Source organism: Cohnella algarum (genome assembly GCF_016937515.1).
Classification (GTDB): Bacteria; Bacillota; Bacilli; order Paenibacillales; family Paenibacillaceae; genus Cohnella; species Cohnella algarum.
In genome coordinates this window covers 5,812,469-5,833,611 of the sequence record NZ_JAFHKM010000002.1, presented here as the reverse complement: position 1 = coordinate 5,833,611, position 21,143 = coordinate 5,812,469, and the positions used below count along the sequence as shown (strand labels likewise).

The following is a 21,143-nucleotide window of genomic DNA, read 5'->3' as shown; positions in this document are numbered from 1 at the left end:
AGGAGGTTTTCGCTTCCGTGTACACCGAAGATACGCTTTCGAACAAAATCAAATCCTTTCTGACCTTTGGCTTTATCCCGCTTCTCATATTCGCGCTCGTCATGGCCGTTCCGTTTTTCGTCGGCGTATACATGACGTTCACCGATTCGGCGGGCGGGACGATCACGGCGGACTTCAGCGGCTTTGCTAATTATGCCGCGGCGTTTAACGATCCGCTGTTTTGGGATTCAATGCTTCTTACGCTCAAATACGTGTTCTTCAGCCTCGTTCTGACGAACGTGCTCGCGTTCCTTCTGGCGCTGCTCGTGACCAGCGGAATGAAGGGACAAAACTTTTTCCGGCTCGGATTTTTTACGCCCAATCTGATCGGAGGCATCATTCTCGGTTTCGTTTGGCAGTTCGTCTTCTCCCGCGTCATGGTTTATTTCGGGAAGGAGCTCGATATCGGCCTGCTGTCCAGCTCCTGGCTCGGCGACCCGCAAAAAGCGCTCTGGGCGCTGATCATCGTTGGAGTCTGGCAAAATGCCGGCTACATGATGCTGATATACATCGCGGGCATCCAGGGCGTCGACAAGTCGCTGCTCGAAGCCGCTTCGCTGGACGGCGCCTCCTGGTGGGGCCAGCTGCTCCGGGTCAAAATCCCGCTCATGGCTTCGGCGTTTACGATCAGCCTGTTTTTGACGCTGCAGCGCAGCTTCATGGTTTACGACACGAACCTTTCGCTGACGAGCGGCGGTCCGTACCGTTCCACGGAAATGATCGCCATGCATGTTTATAACGAAGCCTTTAAATTTCAGCATTTCGGCGTCGGGCAGGCGAAAGCGATCGTCCTTTTCGTCATCGTCGCCGCCATTGCGCTGCTTCAGGTGGGCGCGATGAAACGATTGGAGGTCGAATCGTGATGCGCCTCCTGAAAACGATCCGGAGCCTGACGACCTTTTTGCTTGTCCTGGCGCTTTTCGTCCTGTTTATTTTTCCGTTTGCGCTTATCCTGATCAACTCGTTCAAAACCCGGCTCAAAGTCGTAAGCGATCCGCTCTCGCTGCCGGCCGAGTTCAACTTCGACAATTACGCCAGCGCGATCCGGAAGATGGACTTCTTCCACGCTCTCGGCAATTCACTGCTCGTGACCGTCGTGTCGGTCGCGCTGATCATTTTGACGGCGGCGATGCTCGCCTATTATCTCGTCCGGTGGAAATCGAAATTCAGCTCTGGCGTGCTCATGGCGCTGGTTGCGTCCATGATCGTTCCGTTCCAGTCGCTAATGATCCCGTTCGTCACGATTTACGGGGAGCTGGGCCTGCTGAACAGCAAATGGATGCTTTGCTTTTACTATGCCGGGTTCGGCATTCCGCTGGCCACGTTCATGTATCACGGATTCATCAAAGGGATTCCGAAGGATCTCGAACTGGCGGCGTTCGTCGACGGGGCTACCCGCATCCAGGTGTTCGTGCGCGTCGTCTTCCCGATCCTGGCGCCGATAACGACGACGCTCGCGATTTTGGACGTGCTGTGGATCTGGAACGACTTCCTGCTGCCTTCGCTCGTCCTGCTTTCCGACGCGAACCGGACCCTGCCGTTGTCCACGTTCTATTTCTTCGGCAAATATACGTCCAACTACAGCGAAGCGATGGCCGCTCTCGTTCTGTCGATCATCCCGATCATTCTTTTTTATCTGGCCATGCAGCGGCACATCATCAAAGGCGTCATGGACGGAGCAGTAAAATAAGGCAAGAGGTGTGGCAAAATGACCGATCAGCATCAGGAACGGATAGCGGCGGCCGAACGGTCGCTGCGGACCGTTCGAGACCGGGCGGCGTCGGATCCGTGGCGCCCCCGATACCACGTGGCGCCGCCCGCCTTTTGGATGAACGACCCCAACGGCTTCTGTTTTTACCGCGGGGAATATCATTTGTTTTATCAGCATCATCCTTACTCTCCGATTTGGGACAATATGCACTGGGGGCACGTCGCCAGCGCCGATCTCGTCCATTGGCGCCGCCTTCCGATCGCGCTCGCGCCCGGGGACGATTACGACCGCGACGGCTGTTTTTCGGGAAGCGCGATCGAGAAGGACGGCAAGCTCCATCTTCTCTATACGGGCAATGTTTGGACCGGGGACGACCGGGATGCGGATTTGAAGCAGGTGCAGTGCCTGGCGGTCAGCGAGGACGGCGTTCGTTTCGAAAAATGGAAGGAAAATCCCGTCATCTCGGAGGCGCCGGAGGGCGACATTCACCCGTTTCATTTCCGGGACCCGAAGGTATGGCGGCATGGCGGCGCGTACTACGCCGTGCTCGGTTCCCGCACGAAGGACCACAAGGGGCAAGCGCTGCTCTACCGCTCGGAGGATTTGAAAAGCTGGCGTTTCATAAGCGTGATGGCGGGAGGCCGGGAGGGAAACGGCTACATGTGGGAATGCCCCGACCTGTTCTCTCTGGACGGAAGGGACGTGCTCGTTCTTTCGCCGCAGGGGATGAAGCCGGACGGGGATAAATATTTGAACCTGCATCAGGCCGGCTATCTGGAAGGGCGTCTCGACTACGAAACCGGAAAGTTCGAGCACGGCGAGTTTGCGATGCTCGACTACGGGTTCGATTTTTACGCGCCGCAGACGCTTCTCGACGGGAAGGGCCGCCGAATCATGATCGCCTGGATGGCGATGTGGGAAAGCGAGATGCCGGAACAGCGGAGGCAATGGGCGGGGGCCATGACGCTTCCCCGCGAGCTTCGTTACGAGCGCGGGCGGCTGCTTACGGTTCCTGTTCCCGAGCTGTCCGCCCTGCGTTCTTCTCCTACTGTCCGCGAGAGGGTGACGGTCGAGGGCGAAACCGAGCTGCCCGGCATTTCGGGCGACTGCTTCGAGCTGGAACTGCTGCTGGACGTCGGGCAGACGAAAAGCGCGGGAGTCAAGCTTCGCGTCGACCCGGCGGCCGGAGAAGAGACGGTCGTTCTCTACGATCGCGAAAGCGGGAAGCTGCTGCTGGACCGCGAGCGCTCCGGCCAAGGACCGGGCGGCGTCCGGCGCGCTCCGGTGATGGTCGGGGCGGACGGTTTGCTCCGCCTGAGAGTGTTCGTCGACCGTTCTTCGGTCGAGGTGTTCGCCCAGGACGGGGAAATCGCGATGACCGCGCGAATCTATCCGGGCGCGGGAGCGACGGGCGTCCGCTTCGTGGGGGACGGACCGCTGCGAATCGTTTCCCTCCGGAAATGGGAACTGGCCCGGAGCTTGAACCGGGCGGGCGAAGAAACCGCCTGAACGAACGTCGGATAACGAAGGCGAAACGGGAGGAAAAGAACGGATGGAAACCGGACCGGCCTGGTGGAAAGAGAGCATTGTCTATCAAATATATCCGCGAAGCTTCCAAGATTCGAACGGGGACGGCATCGGCGATCTGCAAGGCGTCATTTCGAGGCTGGACTATCTTCGCGATCTCGGCATCGACGTCATCTGGATTTGTCCCGTGTACGATTCTCCGAACGACGACAACGGCTACGATATTCGGGATTATCATCGCATTCTGGACGAATTCGGCACCTTGGAGGATATGGACGAACTGCTGGGACAGGCGGCCGCTCGCGGCATCCGCATCGTCATGGATCTTGTGGCCAACCATACCTCGGATGAGCATGCCTGGTTCGTCGAATCGCGCAGCTCCAGAGACAATCCGAAACGGGACTGGTACATTTGGAAACCTCCCGGGGCGGACGGCAAGGCGCCGACGAACTGGGAGTCCAACTTCGGCGGCTCGGCATGGGAGTACGACGAGGCGACCGGCGAGTACTATTTCCACGCTTTTTCGCGAAAGCAGCCCGATTTGAACTGGGAAAACCCCGAGGTGCGCCAGGCGGTATACCGGATGATGGAATGGTGGATGGACCGCGGCGTCGCCGGATTCCGGGTGGATGCGATCACGTTTATCAAAAAAAACCAGCGATTTCCGCAGCTTCCCGCGGAAGAAGGACGGGAGCTGGCCTCGCTGAACGGGGGGAGCCTCAACCAGCCCGGCATTCTCGATTTTTTGCGGGAGATGAAGCGGGAGGTGCTGGAGCCCCGAAATGCGGTAACCGTGGCCGAAGCGCCGGGCGTGTCGCTCTCGCAGGTGCCGGATTATTTGGACGAACGGGACGGCGTGTTTTCGATGCTGTTTCAGTTCGATCACGTCGACCTCGACATGAAGCCGGGGCCGAAGGCGGTTTATCATCCCTGGCGGCTGACCGACTTCAAGCGGGCTTTGGCCGGCTGGCAGCGGGAAACGGAAAAGTACGGCTGGATGGCGCTGTATCTGGAAAACCACGATCACGTTCGCTCCGTCAGCAAATTCGGCGACGACGGGGAGTATCGGACCGAATCGGCGCAAATGCTCGCGGCGTATTATTTTTTGATGCGGGGGACGCCGTTTATTTATCAGGGGCAGGAGCTGGGCATGACGAATTGCCCGATGGACGGCATCGGCGACTACGACGATATTATGAGCCTGCGCTTGTATCGGGAAGGGCTTGAGTCGGGCCGTTCCGAAGAGGAGATGCTGGCTTATCTCGCGAAACGGAGCCGGGATCACGGCCGAACCCCGATGCAATGGAGCGGGGGAAAAAATGCCGGGTTTACGGCCGGCAAGCCGTGGCTCAGGATCAACCCCAACTATCCGGAAATCAACGCGGAGCGCCAGGAGCGCGAGGAGGATTCGGTACTGTGGTTTTACAAGCGGTTGATCCGCTTGCGCAGGGAGAACCGGGCGCTCGTGTACGGCGATTTCTGCGAATTGTACGCGGATTCCGAGCAAATCGGCGGCTACGTTCGCAGCCTCGGCGGCGAGAAGTGGACCGTCCTGTGCAACTTCACCAGAGAGCCGGTGCCGGCGCGGATGCCCGAGAACGGGCGGCTTGCGCTGAGCAATGTCAAGTCGAGAACGCACGGCTTCCTGGCTCCGTACGAAGCCTCGATTTTCCGGGAGACGGGGAACGGGGACGAAACGATATAAAAATTACGCTAGGCCGGGCTGCGCCCCGTCATGATGTTCATGACAGGGGCGCAGCTCTTTTTCCGCGTGCCGTAAGCCTAAAGCTGCGTTCAGTTGAGTGGATTTGCTCCGTCTTGCCCCGCCATATGACTAAAGGCGCAGAACTTGAGCTTTAGTTTTTAAGAGTTTGTTAAGCGGAAGTAGGTATATTGAATGTGACTTGGCGAAACGTCCGCTTTTAGCGCGGCCATCGGAAGGGGAAATCGAATGAGCGATCAGTATATTGGCGAAATCCGCATGTTTTCAGGCAATTATGCTCCCCAAGGGTGGGCGTTTTGCAATGGCCAGTCATTGTCAATCAACGGGAATGACACGTTATATTCCGTGATCGGCACTAAAGGGGGATTCGCATGAAACCGCCGACAACCGGGATTTCTAGTGGAGGGTTTAAGTTGAAGAAAATGTTCCGTAAATGGATGGCCTGCACGTTGATCGCATTGATCTGCATATTCGGCGTTTTGCCGCAGTTTCTTTCGGTCTCAAGGGCTGCGGACACCGATTTCAGCGGAACTTTAAGCACGGACCACACGTTTATCAGGCCGAAAATGCCGGGTGATGTCAGTTATGAAAACGGCGAATCCGAAGTCATCTATTTTAAAGCTTTCAGCGCCACATGGATGTTTGATGAAGATTCGAATACATGGAGCGATGGAACGATCGTAGAGCCTAATCAGCCCTCCGACCCTTCCTATGAAAGAAACTATTTCGTTCAAAGCATTGTTCCGTCGATTTCCGGCCTTTACGACATTGGAGTGATTTCCGCGGACCTTCCATCGAGTATCCCCCCGGATACCACGCTGTTTCTTTATAAAGACGAATTTATTGAATCAAGTCCGCAGAGCAACTTAATTGCGGGAAACGACGACATTGATTCTGAAGCTCAAAACTATCTTTCCAAAATCGTTCAAATTCAGCTCGAGCAAGGAACCAGATATGACATCGTCATGACCAGCTTTGATGTCGGCGTTACCGGGAGCGTGACGTTCAGGGTAAGCGGCGATGGGACCGTTTCCTATAGCGATCCTTTGAACACTCCTCCCATGTTGAAAAAAAACGATGTGCAGGAAACAACCGCTTCTTTTGAATGGACAACGGTAAAGGGCGCGACGGAGGTGGCCCTTCAGCAGTCTCCCGCCGGACAGGATGCTTGGACGGCTTCGAGTACTACAGTACCGATCGCGCCGGATGATACGGCAGCTACCGTTACAGGTTTAACTTCGGGATCTGATTACGATTTTCGCTTGCAAGTGACAGGCGGCAGCAATGCGGGTTATTCAAACGTGGTATCGTTGACTACGGAAGTCGCGGAAAGTCCGGCGAAGGCGATCGCGTCGTTCGCGTTCAACGGGTTGACGCCTGCGGTCGTCGGAACGGTGGACGAAGCAAATCATGAGATCGAGCTGACGGTGCCGTACGGAACGGACCTGACGAATTTGGTGCCAACGATCTCGCACACGGGTGCGAGCGTGTCGCCGAATACGGGCGTTGCTCAGGATTTTACGAGTCCGGTGACGTACACGGTCACGGCGGAAGATGGTACGCAGCAGGCGTACACGGTCACAGTATCGGTGGGGCAGAACCCGGCGAAGGCGATCGCGTCGTTCGCGTTCAACGGGTTGACGCCTGCGGTCGTCGGAACGGTGGACGAAGCAAATCATGAGATCGAGCTGACGGTGCCGTACGGAACGGATGTCACCTCGTTGGTGCCGACCATCTCGCACACGGGTGCGAGCGTGTCGCCGAATACGGGCGTTGCGCAGGACTTTACGAGTCCGGTGACGTACACGGTGACGGCGGCGGACGGCACGCAGCAGGCGTACGCGGTGACGGTAGCGGTGGGTCTGAACCCGGCGAAGGCGATCGCGTCGTTCGCGTTCAACGAGTTGACGCCTGCGGTCGTCGGAACGGTGGACGAAGCAAATCATGAGATCGAGCTGACGGTGCCGTACGGAACGGACCTGACGAATTTGGTGCCGACGATCGCGCACACGGGAGCGAGCGTGTCGCCAAAATCAGGCATCGCTCAGGATTTTACCAATCCAGTGACGTACACGGTGACGGCGGCGGACGGCACGCAGCAGGCGTACGCGGTGACGGTAGCGGTGGGGCTGAACCCGGCGAAGGCGATCACGTCGTTCGCGTTCAACGAGTTGACGCCTGCGGTCGTCGGAACGGTGGACGAAGCAAATCATGAGATCGAGCTGACGGTGCCGTACGGAACGGACCTGACGAATTTGGTGCCGACGATCGCGCACACGGGAGCGAGCGTGTCGCCAAAATCAGGCATCGCTCAGGATTTTACCAATCCAGTGACGTACACGGTGACGGCGGCGGACGGCACGCAGCAGGCGTACGCGGTGACGGTAGCGGTGGGTCTGAACCCGGCGAAGGCGATCGCGTCGTTCGCGTTCAACGGGTTGACGCCTGCTGTTGCGGGGACGATCGATGAAGCGAACCATGAGATCGAGCTGACGGTGCCGTACGGAACGGACCTGACGAATTTGGTGCCGACCATCTCGCACACGGGTGCGAGCGTGTCGCCGAATACGGGCGTTGCGCAGGACTTTACGAGTCCGGTGACGTACACGGTGACGGCGGCGGACGGCACGCAGCAGGCGTACGCGGTGACGGTAGCGGTGGGTCTGAACCCGGCGAAGGCGATCACGTCGTTCGCGTTCAACGGGTTGACGCCTGCGGTCGTCGGAACGGTGGACGAAGCAAATCATGAGATCGAGCTGACGGTGCCGTACGGAACGGACCTGACGAATTTGGTGCCGACGATCGCGCACACGGGAGCGAGCGTGTCGCCAAAATCAGGCATCGCTCAGGATTTTACCAATCCAGTGACGTACACGGTGACGGCGGCGGACGGCACGCAGCAGGCGTACGCGGTGACGGTAGCGGTGGGTCTGAACCCGGCGAAGGCGATCGCGTCGTTCGCGTTCAACGGGTTGACGCCTGCGGTCGTCGGAACGGTGGACGAAGCAAATCATGAGATCGAGCTGACGGTGCCGTACGGAACGGACCTGACGAATTTGGTGCCAACGATCTCGCACACGGGTGCGAGCGTGTCGCCGAATACGGGCGTTGCTCAGGATTTTACGAGTCCGGTGACGTACACGGTGACGGCGGCGGACGGCACGCAGCAGGCGTACGCGGTGACGGTAGCGGTGGGTCTGAACCCGGCGAAGGCGATCACGTCGTTCGCGTTCAACGAGTTGACGCCTGCGGTCGTCGGAACGGTGGACGAAGCAAATCATGAGATCGAGCTGACGGTGCCGTACGGAACGGATGTCACCTCGTTGGTGCCGACCATCTCGCACACGGGTGCGAGCGTGTCGCCGAATACGGGCGTTGCGCAGGACTTTACGAGTCCGGTGACGTACACGGTGACGGCGGCGGACGGCACGCAGCAGGCGTACGCGGTGACGGTAGCGGTGGGTCTGAACCCGGCGAAGGCGATCGCGTCGTTCGCGTTCAACGGGTTGACGCCTGCGGTCGTCGGAACGGTGGACGAAGCAAATCATGAGATCGAGCTGACGGTGCCGTACGGAACGGACCTGACGAATTTGGTGCCAACGATCTCGCACACGGGTGCGAGCGTGTCGCCGAATACGGGCGTTGCTCAGGATTTTACGAGTCCGGTGACGTACACGGTCACGGCGGAAGATGGTACGCAGCAGGCGTACACGGTCACAGTATCGGTGGGGCAGAACCCGGCGAAGGCGATCGCGTCGTTCGCGTTCAACGGGTTGACGCCTGCGGTCGTCGGAACGGTGGACGAAGCAAATCATGAGATCGAGCTGACGGTGCCGTACGGAACGGATGTCACCTCGTTGGTGCCGACCATCTCGCACACGGGTGCGAGCGTGTCGCCGAATACGGGCGTTGCGCAGGACTTTACGAGTCCGGTGACGTACACGGTGACGGCGGCGGACGGCACGCAGCAGGCGTACGCGGTGACGGTAGCGGTGGGTCTGAACCCGGCGAAGGCGATCGCGTCGTTCGCGTTCAACGAGTTGACGCCTGCGGTCGTCGGAACGGTGGACGAAGCAAATCATGAGATCGAGCTGACGGTGCCGTACGGAACGGACCTGACGAATTTGGTGCCGACGATCGCGCACACGGGAGCGAGCGTGTCGCCAAAATCAGGCATCGCTCAGGATTTTACCAATCCAGTGACGTACACGGTGACGGCGGCGGACGGCACGCACCAGGCGTATACGGTTAGGGTATTGAAATCCCCCCAAGTACCGGCTGTAACCAGCGTAACGGTAAGTCCGACTGACGCAGTCATTGCGCAAGGAGGAAGCGAACAACTGACGGCGGCGGTAACCGTAGTGGGCGGAGCAGCTCAAACGGTAATGTGGACGAGCAGCGACTCTCGCGGAAAAGTGTCGGTTGACAGTACGGGTAAAGTTTCGGTCGTTCCGGATGCTGTGCCAGGGAAGTACGCCATTACCGCAACATCAACGTTTGACGGCAGTAAGTTTGGCACGGCAACGATTACGGTAACGGCTACGCCCACGTATTTAATCGCCGCGATTCCCGATCAATCGGCGACGCCGTTAACGGAAGGATATGCAGCCGGGGCCCAGGAGACGAAGACGATCAGCATCATTAACACGGGCACGGGAGACTTGACGAATCTGTCGGCGACGATAAGCGGCAGCGGCGCAAACTCCTTTGAACTTACGCAGCCGGCGGCAACGCTGAACAGCGGCGATCCGGCGACAAGCTTTAACGTAAAAGCCAAAAACGGATTGACTGCCGGAACATATACGGCTGCTATCACCATAACGGCGGACAAAATGACGGACGTGACGTTTACGGTAACGCAAACGGTCAATCGGCCGAACGCGCCCGCAAACCCGCAAAATCTAGCGGCTAGAGGGGAAGACCGAAAAGTCGCCTTGACCTGGCAAGCCGTGGAAAGCGCATCTTTCTACAACGTCTATATGGGGACGACTTCAGGGCAATACGGCAGCGAACCGGTCGCGACGGTTAACGAGGCCTATGCCAACGTTCCGGATTTGGAAAACGGCACGACCTACTATTTTGTCGTTAAAGCCGTCAATAGGGGAGGGTTGAGTGCGCCGTCCCGCGAAGCGAACGCGACGCCCATGACTGTTCCGTCCGCTCCGACGAACGTTGAAGCGATGGCAGGCAGCGAACAAGCAACCGTTACGTTTACGGTTCCGAGCGACGATGGAGGCACCCCGATTACCGGATTCGAGGTCACGGCGTTTCCGGGCGGAATCACGGCAGTAGGGACCGGAAGCCCCATTATCGTCACCGGATTGACGAATGGCCTGCCTTACACCTTTACGGTAAGGGCATTGAACGCTGCAGGCAGCGGCGAAGAATCGGCCGCTTCCCCGTCCGTCACGCCGTGGACGCCGTCCGCTGGCGTCGCGGACATGCCTTCAACAGGTACAAGCGATACTTCCGATTCAAATGTCGAGATTCTCGTAAACGGCAAAATCGAAAACGCGGGCAGAGCGACGACAACGACGGTCAATAATCGAACCGTCACGACGATCACGGTCGATCCGGAAAAACTGGAGGAGAAGCTTGCATCGGAAGGAAATGGCGCGATCGTCACCATTCCGGTAAAATCCGATTTCGATACGGTGATCGGGGAGATTAACGGTCAGATGATCAAAAATATGGAGCGCAGGCAAGCGGTGCTCGTCATCAAGACCGATAACGCAGCTTACACGCTGCCCGCGCAGCTCCTCGAGATCGACCGGATTTCCGAACAGCTCGGACAAGCCATAGAACTTCAGGAAATCAAAATTCAAATTCATATTGCCGTGCCGGCGGCAACTACGGTAAGCATCGTTCAGAATGCGGAAGTACGAGACGGATTCGCCATCGTCGTTCCGCCGTTGGAATTTATCGTTACAGCGACGCTCAACGGACAAACGGTCGACGTCAGCCGTTTCAATGCTTACGTTGAACGGACCGTCACGGTTCCACCAGGTACCGATCCGAGCAGAATTACGACCGGCATCGTTATCGAATCGGATGGGACCGTTCGTCATGTGCCCACCAAGGTTGAAGAGCAGGACGGGAAGTATGTCGCGGTAATCAACAGTCTGACCAACAGTACGTATGCAGTCGTCTGGAATCCGGTCGAATTTGCGGATGTTGCCGACCACTGGGCAAAGAGAGCCGTAAACGACATGGGCTCGAGAATGGTTGTTGGCGGTAACGGAAGCGGCTCTTTCAATCCGGACCACAACGTAACGCGCGCGGAGTTCGCCGCCATGATGGTTCGGGCTTTGGGACTGAAGATAGAGGCTGGCGAATCGGGTTTTGCCGATGTGAACAATACGGAGTGGTATAACGGGGCCGTGAAAACCGCCTATGCCTACAGGCTGATTAACGGTTACGGAGACGGTCTGTTCCATCCGGAGGATGAAATTACCCGCGAGCAGGCAATGGCAATCATGGCCAAGGCCATGATGCTAACCGGGTTAAAAGCGAAGCTGCCGCCGCAAGAAGCGGACGCGTTGCTGCAACCGTTCGCCGATACCGAGGACGTATCCGTTTGGGCAAAGCCGGATGCGGCGGATGTCCTGCAAGCCGAAATCGTCACCGGCAAAAACGGAACGAAGCTCGCTCCTCAGGATCGCTTAACGCGGGCTGAGGCGGCGGTCATGTTCCAAAGGCTCCTGCAAAGATCGGAGCTGATTTAGCCCTTGGAGGATGATCCGTTTTTATTCGAAGTATATACGCGGATACGAGAAGTTCGGAGGTTTCAGCCTGGGGATGGCGGCCGGTCTTCGAAACAACGGGGGAATTTCCGCCGTATCTCGCCATGAAGTGGAGTCCTCCGGCAAACTGAATTCGAGTACGAAAATTCATTAAAGCCCTGCGTTTCGGTTATGCCGAAACCGGGGCTTTGATTTTAGGATGCGCGCAGAAACATCGCCTTGTGCACGTTGATCGAGCGGGACTCCGTGGCCCCTTGCTTCGAGGTTGATTCGCTTAACCCGTGCGCAGCCCATTGCCGGGCAAGACCGGCAATGTGTCGGCAGCCTCGGTCCAAGAACCGGAAACCTTCCGGAGCAAGCTTGAAGCAGATGACAGATTATCGCAAGCTAAGCTATATTTAACGACAGATGAAGGGTTGAACCTTGGCATTTGCATAAATGTCGTATGCTAAAGCTGCAAGTTAACTTCGCAGGGAGAGAACTCCCGAAAGGAGAACCGTCTTTATGGCCGAGAGCAGACCGCCCCCTTTTGCCATCCCCATCCTTCCGTGCCGATCCATCGACGAGCAGCTGGACTTTTACCGCGCGTTGGGCTTTGAGATCACGTATCGGCAAACGAGGCCGAATGCGTATGCTTGCGTCTCCTGCAGAGGTATAGTGCTGCACTTTTTTACGATCAAAGGGTTTAATCCTTCCGAATCTTACGGCATGTGCTACATCCGCGTGCCGGATGTCGATGACGTCTATCGCGAGATGGCGGGCAACCTGAAAAAAACGTACGGAAAACTCCTCTCCAAAGGCATCCCGAGAATAACGAAATTGAATACGCTGGCCGCGGACCGCAGGTTCAACCTTGTCGATCCCGGCGGCAACCACCTGATGATCGGACAAACGCTCGAAGTCCCGGACGCTTCCCCATCGAGCGGCTTGCAAAGCGAACCGGACTCGCAGCTGGCAAGAGCTTTCGAAACCGCTTATTCGTTGGCGTACGCGAAACTCGACGCCGCGGCTTCCGCGAAAGTGCTGGACGCCGCGCTTGCGAAGGCCGAACCCGCAGCATCCGCCGCCCTTCGCTTCAAGGCGCTCGTGCTCCGGGCCGACGCGGCGGTCTCCATGGACGACTATACGCTTGCGGGCAAACTGTTGTCGAAAGCGCGGCAGCTCGCTCTCGGCGACGAGGAGCGCCAGGCTGCCGCAGAGGCGCTGGAGCGGGCGAAAGAGCTGGAGCAGACGATCTCCGGTTAGTGAACGGCGCTTCTTTCGACGCGACGGCGGCAATTGACAACGCATGGCGGCTGTGCTAGATTGGGCTCATATTTAGTATTTTGAATACTATTCAATATATTAAGTTCATCACGCATTCCGAATACTTACTTGGCAAGGAGCGGCCGAATATGCAATTGCGGAGTCAACAGTGGTTTCAACACGACTCGTTCGAAACGAGGTTCCAGCACGCTTCCGCGATGCGCGCTTGCGGGCACGATCCGGAATCTTACGAGGGCAAGCCGATCATCGGCATTTTTAATTCCTGGAACGATTTGAACAGCTGCAACGCCCCTCACAAGGAACTGGTCGAATTCGTGAAGAAAGGCGTGCTGATGGCGGGGGGCTACCCCGTCGAAATGCATACGATCACCGCCTCGGCCGATTTCAATAAACCGTCCGACCTGCCGCTGCGCAATCTGATGTCGATGGACGTGGAAGAGATGATCCGTTCGCTGCCGCTCGACGGAATCGTGCTGCTGTGCGAATGCGACAAGACGACGCCGGCGCAGCTGATGGCAGCCGCGAGCTGCGACCTTCCGACGCTGCAGCTCGCGGCCGGCCACCGGTCGACGGCCTATTTCAAAGGGAAAGCCGTCAACTACGGAACGGATTTATGGAAGTATACGGAGATGCACAAAGCCGGGTTGCTGTCGGACGAGGACATGAAGGAGCTGGAGAAGGGCATTTCCTGCTCGTTTGGCGGCTGCCCGGTCATGGGAACCGCCTCCACGATGAAAAGCGTCTCGGAAATGATGGGCATGATGCTCCCCGGGACGTCGGACATCCCGGCCACCGACTCGAGACGAAGAATCGCGGCCGAGCGAACGGGCGCCCGGATCGTAGACATGGTCAAGGAAGGGCTGACCCCTTCCAGGCTGATGACGGAAGCGGCGTTCCGCAACGCGATCAAGCTGCTCGCCGCGCTCGGGGGATCGTCCAACGCGGTGCTGCATTTGACGGCGATCGCCGGCCGGCTCGGAATCCGGATCGACCTGCAGCAATATCAGGAGCTGTCGGAGAGCGTTCCGCTCCTCGTGAACCTGCAGCCGAGCGGCGAATACGGCATGGACGAGTACTTCCGCGCGGGGGGGCTGCCAGGGGTCATCCATGAACTGATGCCGGCGCTCGACGGCGATTGCCTGACCGCGCTCGGCAAGCCGCTGAAAGAGGTATATACGCGCAAGCCGGAAAGCCCGCGCATCATCGCGACGTTGGACAAGCCTTTCAAGAAGGAGTCCGGCATCCGGGTGCTGAAAGGCAATCTGGCGCCGGCCGGGGCGATTTTGAAGCTGTCGGCCAGCTCGCGGGAGCTGTGGAAGCATCGGGGCAAAGCATACGTGTTCGACAGCTACGAGCAGCTGCTGCGGGAGATCGAGAGCGACGACCTGGATGTCGAGGCGTCGACCGTGCTCATTTTGCGCAATTGCGGACCTGCGGCGCTCGGCATGCCGGAGTGGGGGGAAATTCCGATTCCGACCAAGCTTCTCAAGCAAGGCGTCGAGGATATGGTCCGGATCAGCGACGCCAGAATGAGCGGCACGAGCTACGGCACGGTCATTTTGCACGCTTCGCCCGAGGCGGCCGTCGGCGGCAATTTGGCCATCGTGCGAAACGGGGATCTCGTCGAGGTCGACGTCGAGCGGGGCGTTCTCAACGTGCTGCTGTCCGAAGAGACGATCGCCGAGCGGCACCGGGAGCTTCCGCCGTTCAAGACGAGACATCCGAGGGGCTATCTGAAGCTGTTTACCGATCACGTGCTGCAGGCCGACGAAGGCTGCGACCTCGATTTTCTTCGTCCGGCGACGAAGCAGGACGCGCGGTTCGTGCCTCCGATCGTGGGAAGAAGTTGAATCCGGGACTTCGATTTTAAAACATGGAATATCGTTCAGCATATGGAATCGAAAGCGAATTTTCATTCGAAAAGGCAGGGACCCGATAGCATGGTCAGCTTAATGAATTACGCGCAAACGGAACATGTGGTGCGGGACACGCTGGAGCTCGTGCGCATCCCGAGCGCAACCGGAAATACGAAAGCGATGGCGGACCGGTACGGGGAGATGCTCCGCCAGGCGGGCTGCGAGCTGACGCGGTACGAGTTTTATCCCGGCAATCCGACTCTCGTGGCCGCCTATGAAACGCCCGCCTATGCCGAAGCGGCTGCTTCCGGCCGTCACGCGGAACGGGCCAAAACCGTTCTGTTCAGCGGACATATGGATGTCGTCCCCCTCGAGCACGACGGGCCGGCCAAGATCGAAAGCGGCAGGGTATACGGTCGCGGCACGTGCGACATGAAGGGCTCGCTGGCCAGCATTCTCGAGGTCGTCCGGGTCGTTCGCGAGCATGGATCGCATCTGCCGGTCAAACTGTTGGTCGTCGCAAGCAGCTTGCACGAAAGCCCGGGGGCCGGGGAGAGGATTTGATCGCCCTGACCGAGCGGGTCCCGCTCGAGGCGGACGCCGGCATCGTCATGGAAACGGCCACGAAGGAATGCACGGTCGCCCAGCTCGGCTCCGCGACGTTTCGGATCGAGGTCCGGCGCGAAGGGGAGACGAGCCATCAGCTGTATACCCCTGCGGGAACCCCGCATCCGATGACCGCCGCCGCCGAAATCGTTCTGGCGCTCGACGCGAAGAACAAGGAACTGGAACGGGTTTATTTTGAAGATATCGGCTGCGGCTCTTACTTTATCGGCTCCGTGCAAAGCGGGAAATTTTACAATCAGTTTCCGACGACGGCGGAACTGGTCGGCGTAAGGCGGTACGGACCGGAGGAAAATCTGGAGGCTGTCGAAGCCGAATTTCGCGCGCTGCTGGCCCCGATCGCGGAGCGGAACGGCATCCGGATCGGACTGGAGCTCGAGAAGGTGAGGGACGGTTACCGGATCGAAAAGCAAAGCCCGGCGGTGGCCGCGATGGTGGAGGCCATCGGCAGCGTACGCGGCATCGACGTTCCGCTCGTCGGCAAAAAGACGGTGACGGACGCCGGCATTTTCGCGAGGGCGCTCGGGATTCCGGTCATTTGCCACGGCCCGGACGCGTCGACCGCCCACGGGGACGTCGAGTACGTCGAAATCGAGGAGCTTGCGCTTGCGACGCAGGTCTATATCCAATTTATCGAACGATTCGTCGCTCGGTAAGCGAGGGGCGCGAACATGGCCAAAGAAAATAAACCTTATTCCGTCCCGGCGATCGAAAAGGCGATCGCGATTCTGAACGGGATCGCGGCGAACGGAAAGATGGGCATCCCCGACATTCATGCGGAGCTCGGCATTCCGAAATCGACCGCGTTCGTCATTTTGAACACGCTCGAGAAGCATTCGCTCATCGAGAAGCTGGACGACGGCAAATACGCGCTCGGTCACGGGGTTTTATCCTGGGGAATGAATTATTACCGGCAAAGCGACATCAAGCAGGTCGCCCGGCCGCATTTGGACAAGCTTGTCGAGGGAACGCCGTATACCGCCCATTTGGCCGTTTTGGTCAGCCGTCAGCCCGTTTACATCGACAAGAGCGAAGGCAGCGGCTTCGTCCGGTTCGCGACGATGGCGGGACAAGCGCTGCCGCTGCATTCGTCCGGCGTGGGCAAGGCGCTCGCCTTCGGCATGTCGGAAACGGAACTCGCCCAGGCGATCGCCGCCATTCCGGATTTGCCGGAGGCCGAGCGCGCGCGAACGGCCGAAAGCCTGGCGGAGGATATCCGGTTCATTCGGGAGCACGGATATTCGATCGAGGACGAGCAGATGGAGGAGGGCATCCGCTGCATCGGAGCGCCGGTTTACGGGCCTTCCGGTTCGGTCGTCGCTTCCGTCAGCTTGACGGCGCTGAGCAAGGATTTGCCCGCCATCAAGTTCCAGTCGGTCGGCGAACGGGTGAGAGAAACGGCGATGCGGATTTCGGCCGAGATGGGCTTTGCGCAAAAATGAGGAGGAGCCGCCGGCTCGTTTTCATTCGTTCAGGTCTGTGCCGGGCGAATGAAAACGCGCTTTTTCGCTTTTTGCTTCGCGACGGTCGGTATAGATGGCAACGCCGACCGTCAGGGCGCAGACGGCGACGTTCCGGCCGATAGGTCGTGAGTCGGAAGGTTTTTAAAAGAACGGAACCAAGCGAACTTGTCCGTTTTTTTCAATTCGAACAGCCTTAAACAGGCGATAATGGCAATAATCCGAATTTACCAAGGAGGCAAAACGAAGCCATGAAACCTCGCATTTCCGTCCTTACCTTGGGAGTAGACGACTTGGAAAAATCGCTGGCGTTTTATCGCGACGGATTGGGCCTGCCGACGGAAGGCATCGTGGGCCGGGAGTTCGAGCATGGAGCGGTTGCGTTTTTCGACTTGCAGGCGGGCGTGAAGCTCGCGATCTGGAGCCGCAAGGATCTCGCCCACGAAACGAATCTTCCTCTCGCTCCGCGCAGCTCCACCGAATTTACGATCGGCCACAACGTGAGCAGCAAGGAAGAAGTGGACGCGATCATGGAGCAGGCAAGACGAGCGGGAGCCGAAATCGTGGCGCCTGCCCAGGACGCGTTCTGGGGCGGCTATTCCGGTCATTTTATGGATCCCGACGGGCATTTGTGGGAAATCGTCTGGAACCCGGCTTGGGAGATCGAAGACTGAAAACAGACTGAAAATCGGCGGCCGGTCCGGTTTCCGGGCCGGACCCTTCCTGGCAGGTCATGGAGAGCATGGCGCATACGTTGGCTTATGACGGAACGGTCATGGGCGACACCCAGCAGGGCCGGCCCTTGCCGACCGACCGTTGGCATGCGGAGATTCCGGCCATCGTCGTTGTCGGCGAAAATAGCGAGCCGTTTTTCCGCGATGCGGCAAGGACCTTAAGCGAGCTGCTTGCGAGCGGCGAATACGGCACGCTGCCCGGCCAGGACCATTCGGCCGTCATGACGGCGCCGGGCGAGCTTGCCGGCAAAATGGCCGATTTTTTCAACGCCCGGCATAATCGCAATCGGTAAGAAACGCGTCTCTCCCCGGAATGGTATACTGCATAAAAAACTTTCCTTTCCGACGGAGGAGACGCGATGACACGCAAAATCCAAACGATTGCCCCGAATCTGTGGTTCGCTCATCAGGCGGAGGAAGCGGCAACGTTTTATACGTCGATATTCAAGAATTCCGGCATCGATAACGTCACCCGATACGGCCAAGAAAGGCATGAGACCGACGGGATTTCGGAAGGGCAAGTCATGACCGTGGATTTCAGGCTGGACGGCCAGCATTTCGTTGCCTTAAACGGAGGCCGCGAATTTGCCTTTACGGAGGCCATCTCCTTTATCGTCCATTGCGAATCGCAGGAAGAGATCGATTATTACTGGGACAAGCTGTCCGAAGGCGGAGACGAGAAAGCCCAAGTATGCGGCTGGCTGAAGGACAAGTTCGGGGTGTCCTGGCAAATCGTGCCCGCCAACCTGACCGAGCTGGTCGGCGGTCCCGATGCCGCGGCGACGGATCGGGTCATGAAGGCAATGCTTCAAATGAAAAAGCTGGACATGGAGGCGCTTCGTCAGGCCTACGAAGGGTAAGCGCAAGCGTCCTGTTTACGTTTTTCGCAATTCGGTTAACTTCCTCTTACGGCAAGGCTCGTCCGTATTTCCGAGCCCGATGGAAGAGGAGCGTGGTTTACGATGTTCGGGATGATCCTCGTCAAGCTGCTGATCGGCTTCGCCGGCTTGTGGCTCATTACGTTCGTCATCGGCAGAAAGCAACTGGGCCAGGTGACGCCGCTCGATTTTTTCACGTCCATTCTGCTTGGCGAGCTTGTCGGCAGCACGATTTACGACGACAAAGTCAAGCTCGCGCATCTGCTGTTCGCGCTGGCCGTATGGGCGCTGCTTTCGTTCAGCATCGAAAAGCTGTCGATCCGTTTCACGCAAATGCGGCGGCTGGCGGAGGGGCGAACGGTGCTTCTCATCGACCGGGGAGAAGTCAACCTGAAGCTGCTCCGTGCGTGCAAGCTCGATTTCAACCAGCTGATGTCGATGCTGCGCGAAAACGGCATCTTTCGGCTGGACGAGGCCGTTTTCGCGCTTTACGAGCCAAACGGGAAAATCAGCGTCGTTCCGAAATCGGAGGGGGCTCCGGCGATCCCGGTCATCGAAGCGGGGAACATCCTGAAGGAAGCGTTCCGGGGGAAAGCGCTTTCCGAAGACGGCATTCGGGAGTTGGCCAAAAGTCGCGGTTATGCCGATATTCGCGATATTGCGTACGCGGAGTATGTGGAGCAAGAGAATAAGCTCGTCATTGTCGGGAAAAAACGATCGAAGAAACGGGACCGTTCCGCGGGCTAAGTTCGAACAGCCGCGCGGGGCGGTTTCCGGCATTTCCGGCGCCAATTGCCGCTCGACCGGCAATCTATGCGCGTCCGCAGCGCCGAATTCCACCCATGTAGCGCGCCGGGTGTACTACATTCGCATATTCGGCCCCGGGCTCGCCCCATGTAGCGCACCGGGTGCACTGCATTCGCGCCGCATGCGCCCGCCCCCCCGCCGTTCGCCAATGCGAATTACGCTTCGACGTGCTCCGGCGCTCCGGCCTTGCGTCCGACCGGTTCCGCCTTGTACGTTTCTCCCCATTTCTTCATGAGCAAAATAATCGGAACGAGCGTCCGCCCGAATTCCGTCAAGGAATATTCGACCTTAGGCGGAACCTGCTTGTACACCTCGCGATGAACGATGCCGTCCTCTTCCAATTCCCGCAACTGCAGCGTCAGCATCCGCTGGGTGATGGCCGGACATATTTTGCGAAGTTCGCTGAACCTTTTGGCCCCTTCGATGAGATGATACAGCAGCACGCCCTTCCATTTTCCCCCGATGACGTCGAGCGTATATTCCACCGGACAGCCTTCCTCGTTCGGACAAATTCCGTAACCGCTTTTCCGATCGCGCATGAGAAAACCCTCCTAGCCATCCAATAGTATACAAATAGATACAATACAACACGAATGTACGTACTTCTCATTCTAGAACTTCTTCTTTAGAATGACAACAGAAACCAAGACATCCGATGAAGGAGTGTGGAAAACATGACCACGATGAAAGCGGTAGGCCTGTATAACTATCTTCCGATCGAGCATCCCGAAAGCCTGATCGAACTCGAGCTTGCGAAGCCCGTTCCGACCGGAAGGGATTTGCTGGTCAAAGTGAAGGCCGTTTCGGTCAATCCGGTCGATACGAAGGTCAGGGCGCCCAAGGACAGAACGGAATCTTCGCCCAAAGTGCTGGGTTGGGACGTGGCGGGAGTGGTCGAGCAAACGGGGCCGGAATGCGTCTTGTTTCAACCGGGCGACGAAGTCTACTATGCGGGAAGCATTACGCGCCCGGGCGGCAACAGCGAATTTCATCTCGTCGACGAGCGGATTGTCGGAAGGAAGCCCTCGTCGCTGGATTTCGCCGAGGCGGCCGCGCTGCCGCTGACGGCCATCACCGCTTGGGAGGGGCTGTTCGAGCGGCTCGGCATTTCCCGGAGCAAGGAAGACAATGCCGGCAAGGCGATTTTAATTATTGGCGCCGCGGGCGGCGTGGGCTCCATTGCCGTTCAGCTCGCGAAAGTTGCCGGACTGACCGTCGTCGGAACGGCTTCGCGCCCGGAGTCGGCGGATTGGGCGGCCGTGCTGGGTGCGGACAATATCATCAATCATTACGAAGGTTTCGTCCCCCAGCTGCAGGCGATCGGGCGGCAAACCGTCGACTATATTTTCTGCCTGAACGCTACGGAGAAGCATTGGCGGAACATGGCGGAAGCGATCGCGCCGCAAGGCAAAATCTGCTCCATCGTGGAGACGAAGGAGGCGTTGGATTTGACGCTGCTCAAAGATAAGAGCGCATCCTTTGCTTGGGAATTCATGTTCACGCGTCCGAAATACGGAACGGAGGATATGGTCGAGCAGCACCGGCTGTTGAACGAGGTCGCCCGGCTTGCGGATGCGGGAGCGCTTCGCACGACGATGACGGAGAGGCTGACGCCGATCGGCGCGGATCAGTTGCGCAAGGCTCATGCCAAAGTGGAGTCCGGCCGGACGATCGGCAAAATCGTGCTGGAGCATTTCGGGTAAAAATCGGATCGATCTGTCCATGGCTCTTCGGAGGCGGTCATGCTAGGATAAAGTTAACGAACGAGAGGAGGA

Annotated in this window: 16 protein-coding genes and 1 pseudogene; 16 read left to right on the top strand and 1 reads right to left on the bottom strand. The window is 58.3% G+C overall.

The features are described from left to right. Positions 1-17: 17 nt before the first annotated feature. The 15 genes and pseudogenes from JW799_RS26485 (at position 18) to JW799_RS26415 (ending at position 19,308) form a co-directional block, all read left to right on the top strand. Positions 18-902, top strand: a complete 885-nt coding sequence (locus JW799_RS26485; RefSeq protein ID WP_080837757.1) for a carbohydrate ABC transporter permease — start codon at positions 18-20, stop codon at positions 900-902. Further along, positions 902-1,729: a carbohydrate ABC transporter permease gene (locus tag JW799_RS26480; protein WP_080837761.1), complete on the top strand. Its 828-nt coding sequence runs from the start codon at positions 902-904 to the stop codon at positions 1,727-1,729. The genes JW799_RS26485 and JW799_RS26480 overlap by 1 nt, the downstream gene beginning before the upstream one ends. An 18-nt stretch (positions 1,730-1,747) precedes the next feature. Then, positions 1,748-3,259, top strand: a complete 1,512-nt coding sequence (locus tag JW799_RS26475; RefSeq protein ID WP_080837764.1) for a glycoside hydrolase family 32 protein — start codon at positions 1,748-1,750, stop codon at positions 3,257-3,259. Positions 3,260-3,302: 43 nt separating this feature from the next. Further along, positions 3,303-4,982 carry a glycoside hydrolase family 13 protein gene (locus JW799_RS26470; RefSeq protein WP_205432536.1) on the top strand — a complete coding sequence of 560 codons (1,680 nt, stop codon included), beginning with the start codon at positions 3,303-3,305 and terminating at the stop codon, positions 4,980-4,982. Between the two features lie 246 nt (positions 4,983-5,228). Beyond that, positions 5,229-5,366, top strand: a pseudogene (locus JW799_RS26465) (phage tail protein); the annotation flags it as partial. 5 nt (positions 5,367-5,371) lie between these two features. Continuing rightward, on the top strand, positions 5,372-11,725 hold the full coding sequence (locus JW799_RS26460) for a DUF5018 domain-containing protein (RefSeq protein ID WP_338026334.1): 6,354 nt from the start codon (positions 5,372-5,374) through the stop codon (positions 11,723-11,725). A gap of 522 nt (positions 11,726-12,247) precedes the next feature. Next, positions 12,248-12,988, top strand: coding sequence for a bleomycin resistance protein (locus JW799_RS26455; protein WP_205432526.1), 741 nt, complete (start codon positions 12,248-12,250; stop codon positions 12,986-12,988). A 149-nt stretch (positions 12,989-13,137) separates the two neighbouring features. Beyond that, positions 13,138-14,859, top strand: a complete 1,722-nt coding sequence (locus tag JW799_RS26450) for a dihydroxy-acid dehydratase (RefSeq protein WP_205432524.1) — start codon at positions 13,138-13,140, stop codon at positions 14,857-14,859. Between the two features lie 90 nt (positions 14,860-14,949). Continuing rightward, complete coding sequence (locus tag JW799_RS29430) at positions 14,950-15,429, top strand: M20/M25/M40 family metallo-hydrolase (protein ID WP_205432522.1); 480 nt, start codon at positions 14,950-14,952, stop codon at positions 15,427-15,429. Continuing rightward, on the top strand, positions 15,426-16,145 hold the full coding sequence (locus tag JW799_RS26440) for a M20 family metallopeptidase (RefSeq protein ID WP_205432520.1): 720 nt from the start codon (positions 15,426-15,428) through the stop codon (positions 16,143-16,145). Before JW799_RS29430 ends, JW799_RS26440 begins: the two co-directional genes overlap by 4 nt. Positions 16,146-16,160: 15 nt before the next feature. After that, the gene (locus JW799_RS26435; protein ID WP_205432518.1) at positions 16,161-16,931 is read left to right on the top strand and encodes an IclR family transcriptional regulator; all 771 of its coding nucleotides are present in this window, start codon (positions 16,161-16,163) and stop codon (positions 16,929-16,931) included. 269 nt (positions 16,932-17,200) lie between these two features. Continuing rightward, entirely contained in the window at positions 17,201-17,623 is a 423-nt protein-coding gene (locus tag JW799_RS26430) for a VOC family protein (protein WP_080837790.1), read from the top strand. Positions 17,624-17,691: 68 nt separating this feature from the next. Next, positions 17,692-17,976 (top strand): alpha/beta fold hydrolase, encoded by a 285-nt coding sequence (locus tag JW799_RS26425; RefSeq protein ID WP_205432516.1) that lies wholly within the window; start codon positions 17,692-17,694, stop codon positions 17,974-17,976. 66 nt (positions 17,977-18,042) lie between these two features. Beyond that, positions 18,043-18,543, top strand: coding sequence for a VOC family protein (locus JW799_RS26420; RefSeq protein ID WP_205432513.1), 501 nt, complete (start codon positions 18,043-18,045; stop codon positions 18,541-18,543). 102 nt (positions 18,544-18,645) lie between these two features. Next, complete coding sequence (locus JW799_RS26415; RefSeq protein WP_205432511.1) at positions 18,646-19,308, top strand: DUF421 domain-containing protein; 663 nt, start codon at positions 18,646-18,648, stop codon at positions 19,306-19,308. A 215-nt stretch (positions 19,309-19,523) separates the two neighbouring features. Here the strand turns inward: JW799_RS26415 and JW799_RS26410 are convergent, their stop codons facing one another. Continuing rightward, positions 19,524-19,907: a winged helix-turn-helix transcriptional regulator gene (locus JW799_RS26410; protein WP_080837800.1), complete on the bottom strand. Its 384-nt coding sequence runs from the start codon at positions 19,905-19,907 to the stop codon at positions 19,524-19,526. Positions 19,908-20,042: 135 nt separating this feature from the next. Here JW799_RS26410 and JW799_RS26405 point away from each other — a divergent pair, with 135 nt between their 5' ends. After that, positions 20,043-21,071 carry a zinc-binding alcohol dehydrogenase family protein gene (locus JW799_RS26405; RefSeq protein WP_205432509.1) on the top strand — a complete coding sequence of 343 codons (1,029 nt, stop codon included), beginning with the start codon at positions 20,043-20,045 and terminating at the stop codon, positions 21,069-21,071. The last annotated feature ends 72 nt before the right edge of the window (positions 21,072-21,143 follow it).